The organism is Succinivibrio sp. (assembly GCF_045124615.1).
GTDB lineage: Bacteria > Pseudomonadota > Gammaproteobacteria > Enterobacterales > Succinivibrionaceae > Succinivibrio > Succinivibrio faecicola.
On the sequence record NZ_JBGVMC010000118.1, the window covers coordinates 1 to 3766 of the forward strand.

A 3766-nucleotide genomic window follows, 5' to 3' on the forward strand; every position below is an offset into this window, starting at 1 on the left:
ATTTATTAGTGAATACAGACTCACCATCGCGACGTACCCAGGTTGCACGGAATTTACCAGAACCTACAGATAGATTCTCAATACCTACTGAATCACCAGAAACATCTCTCCAGTAAGCATCAACTACATGTGAGTCCTGACGCTGATATCTTTTACCAACCCAGATTGCTGCATCTTTATCTGAATCTAAAAGACCGGTAACTCTCATATAAACCTGTGTTAAACCAAATGATAAATTTGAGAAGTCAGCTAAATCACTGTTGTCTGATTTGCCTGCATTTTCCATGTTTCGTGATGCTCTGTCACCACGCTGATTATTTGTACCAGCCCAGGTACCTTTATATGTTGAGCTCATAGCAAATGAAGACACTAATCTATACTCAACACCATCTACTTCAGCTAGTGTTAATGATGGAGCCAATTCTAAATAGGTATCGTTTTCATTACCTAAACGACCTACATCACCAACATTCTTATTGAAGTTTCTTGAAAAGAGGCCAACACGAACGTATGAAGCATCACCCTTAAATGCAACATCAGGAGTAACAGCTGCAGAAGCCTGAGCTGACATTAAACCTGCTAGAACACTAGCGGCCTATATAAGCTTTCATATCTTCTACAGTAATTTCTATTTGATTGATTTTACAAAGTTTTAATTTTCGAAAGAACTGAATTTATGATTTATGAATGTTGTTTTCTTGCTTAAGTGAAAGTTTTTGTTGAATTGTTTGTTTTCATGGATATATCTTTGAGAAAGAAATTTGTGAATGTCTGTGATATAAAAATATTAACAAATAGGCTATACTTCTATGAAAAGATTCATTGGAGTTATTTGGTATGAAGTCCATTTTATTATCAGACAGTTTTGTTGAATTAAGAAGTGGTAATAATATTTATGTAGATAAAACCAATGAAATTTATAAAATCATTTCATCTTACAGCAGAATATTCTTTTCTCGACCAAGAAGATTTGGAAAGTCATTAACACTGGATACTATAGCAACGCTATTTGGCTTAGGAAAAGATCCATATTTTAAAGGAACTTTTATATACGATAAGTGGAATGAACCAACCTATCCTATTTTAAGAATTAATTTTCTTGACTATATTTCATCTGACTATGAATCCTTTTTATCTGGTCTTAAAAATCAGATTTTAAAGTTTGCATCAAAAAATAATTTTTCAATAGATCCGATTATTGATACACCAGCTGGCTATATAAAGGCTTTGTTTGAAGCTATGCCTATAGGAAAGCAGATTGTTGTTCTGATTGATGAATATGATTGCTTGCTAACAAGAAATATTAATAATAAAGCCCAATATGAAAAGTTTTCTGAAACTTTAAAAAGTTTATATGCGTCCTTAAAAGGTGGTGGTCACATTAGATTTCTTGCAGTAACTGGTGTTACAAGACTTAAGCATGTAGCATTGTTTTCTGTTGGCTCAGATATTATCGATCTAACATATAAAAATCTATGTTCAAACATAGTTGGTTATACAAAAGAAGAGATTAAAGAATATTTCAAAGATTACATTGATGATGTCATATTAAAGCTATATGGCAAAGATATTTCTTCAATGCAGAAAGATGATCCTATAAGAATTGATTATGTTGACAGATTAGTCAGTAAACTAGCAATGGAATATGATGGCTATTGCTTTGATGAAGATTTTGAAAATAAAGTTTTTTCAACATGGTCAATCAATAATTTTTTCAAGGAATCTTTTAATAGAGAAAAAATCAAGTTTGGTGATTACTGGTTTGATAATGGTGGTATTCCATCAATTCTGAAAAATTACTTGGATAACCATGAACTAGATGTTACAGAATATTCAAATAAAGATATTTATATATCACATGAATCATTCTCTAATCCAAATTCTCTTTTAGATATCAATCCAACAGTTTTGATGTGCCAAACTGGGTATTTAACATTACACTCAGAACTAGAACTTGGAAAAAATATCGTTTTGGGAATTCCAAATAATGAAATAAGAAAGGCTTTGTCAAATCTGCTTTATTTCAAGATATTTGGAATTGAGCCTTCAATATCTAATATTCAAATAAATTCATTGATAGATGGTAATGCAGAAGAGATTGTTTCTTTGTTCAATGCCATCTTAAATTCTATATCATATGACAAGTATCCAATAAAAGATGAATCTTCATTAAGAAGTCACATTCAGATGTATCTTCAAGGTGCCGGATTAAATATTCTTTCTGAATCCAATAGCTCAAAAGGAAGATCAGATCTTCAAATTGAATTTGATTCATCAAGAATTGTAATTGAGTTTAAATATGCAAAATCAACAGCTGATCTTAAGTTATTGCTAAAACAAGCATCTGAACAGATTATCAAAAAACATTATGGTGATACTCTTCCACTTAAAGATAGAGTTATAAAAATAGCAATGGTTTTTGATTCAAAAGAAAGAGCAATATCAGAATACTGCGTCATAAAATAATCTCTTTTATCTCACGATAAAACAATCGATCATTGAAATAATATGAATTGAAACTACAATTGCAAATAAAAAAATTTCACATAGGACCGATTTATATTTACTATCCATTTGATAAATCAAAAGTTTATATTTTGATCTTACATATATAGGCCGCTAGTGTTCTAGCAGGTTTAATGTCAGCTCAGGCAATGGCTGCACCAGTAGACGTTAGTGGTTACATGCGTTCTGGTGTTATGCACGGTAAGTCAACATATGGTCACAAGACATATGTTCAGCAGCTAGGTCGTTTTGGTAACGAGAACGATACTTTCATGGACATGCAATTATCTAGTGATATTGCTAAGGTAGATGATACTGTATGGTCAATTGGAGCCTTGTTCGCTGTAGGTGGTAACGGTAATGAAAACAATTGGGAGAGTAATATCGGAAACCGTCAGCTCTATGCACAGGTTAAAGGTCTTTTAGATAAAGACGCAATTCTATGGATTGGTAAGAAGTACGTTCAGCGTGAAGATTCATATATTGGCGATTTCTACTTCTATGATGTTTCAGGTCATGGCGTAGGCTTTGAACAGTTAAATGTTGGTACTGGTAAATTATCAGCAGCTTGGACTAGAAAAGATAACGGCAATGCAACCTATAAGACTTTTGAAGATAAGTATGTTATTAAGCAGAAAGCTGACCAGAAAGACGATAAAGGAAATGCTTTAACAGGTGCCGTTGGTGATGTTGCAAAAGGTAAGTTTGCAACAGAAGAAGAGGTTAAAGTTCGCTTAAATGTATTTGATACCCGTTACGTATTCCCTGCATGGGATGGTGCATCTGTAGAGTTAGGTGCAACATACTTACGTCCTGAGCGTGATAAGAATGGTAAGTTCTCTTCATACACTTGGACTAAGGATAATGAGTTAAAAGATGCATTCAACCTGACTGCTGAATTAACCTTAAACGTATTAGGCGGATTCAATAAGACTGTTTTACAGTCATTCTCTGGTTCATCAGCTGACTGTGCTTGGTCAACAACCGCTGATATCAAAGCAAATTCAGGCTTCGATGGACATGCTGGTTTCACCGGTCAGGGCTACCGCTTATTAAACGTCGGTTTAAGCCAGTTTACTGAAAACTTTGGTATGTTCCACCAGTTCAATGCAGCATACTCAACTTCAAATGCATATGACAGCAAGAAGACTTTTGGTTTAGTTGTTCGTCCTTACTACAAGTTAACCAAGATGACTAAGGTTATCGCTGAGTTAGGTGCATTTGTTGAACATGAGAAGTACTTAAAGCATGATGCTGGTAA

3 protein-coding genes are annotated in these 3766 nt (G+C 33.6%); 2 read left to right on the forward strand and 1 reads right to left on the reverse strand.

Annotated features, from left to right (window positions below; genetic code table 11):
* Positions 1-571, reverse strand: a 571-nt coding sequence (locus ACJML3_RS03280; protein ID WP_406020589.1) for a carbohydrate porin, incomplete at its 3' end; no start/stop codon positions are given.
* Positions 572-837: 266 nt separating this feature from the next.
* On the opposite strand from ACJML3_RS03280, the gene ACJML3_RS03285 reads away from it, so the two are divergent.
* Positions 838-2466, forward strand: coding sequence for an AAA family ATPase (locus ACJML3_RS03285; protein ID WP_406020591.1), 1629 nt, complete (start codon positions 838-840; stop codon positions 2464-2466).
* Between the two features lie 173 nt (positions 2467-2639).
* Positions 2640-3766: carbohydrate porin (locus ACJML3_RS03290; protein WP_406020593.1), on the forward strand; the 1127-nt coding region annotated here is incomplete at its 3' end.